1 protein-coding gene is annotated in these 439 nt (G+C 58.8%); it reads left to right on the top strand.

The window, feature by feature from the left end; all coding sequences use genetic code 11:
• Positions 1–24: 24 nt before the first annotated feature.
• Positions 25–387 (top strand): DNA/RNA nuclease SfsA, encoded by a 363-nt coding sequence (locus JMF97_RS32535; protein ID WP_498043326.1) that lies wholly within the window; start codon positions 25–27, stop codon positions 385–387.
• The last annotated feature ends 52 nt before the right edge of the window (positions 388–439 follow it).

Below are 439 nucleotides of genomic sequence, written 5' to 3'. Positions count from 1 at the left end.
TGGTCTGCGGAGCTGGCAAGGCTGATGCGCTTTGATCCTCCACTCGAAGAAGGCCGGCTGATCCGTCGCTATAAGCGTTTTCTCGCCGATATCGAGACCGTGAATGGCGAGTTGCTGACCATTCACTGTCCCAATACCGGCTCGATGCTCAACTGCCAGGTCGAGGGCGGGCAGGTCTGGTTCAGTCGCTCCAATGATCCGAAACGCAAGTTGCCTGGTACCTGGGAGATTGGCGAAACGCCCCAGGGGCGCTTGTTCTGCGTGAACACCGGGCGCGCCAACGGCTTGATCGAGGAAGCGTTGCGCGGTGGGGTCATCACCGAGCTGAACGGTTTCACTGCTGTCTCTTATACACATCTGATGTGTATAAGAGACAGATGGTGGTGAGCGCGCCGGCCCAGGTGCTGCGAAAGCGAAACGCGAACAGGTCAGCCAGCGA

Origin of the sequence: Micromonospora fiedleri (genome assembly GCF_016774385.1) — a bacterium.
Taxonomy (GTDB): Bacteria; Actinomycetota; Actinomycetes; order Mycobacteriales; family Micromonosporaceae; genus Micromonospora; species Micromonospora gifhornensis.
Note: the sequence above shows the minus strand (reverse complement) of the source record. Positions and strands in the feature narration are given on the sequence as shown.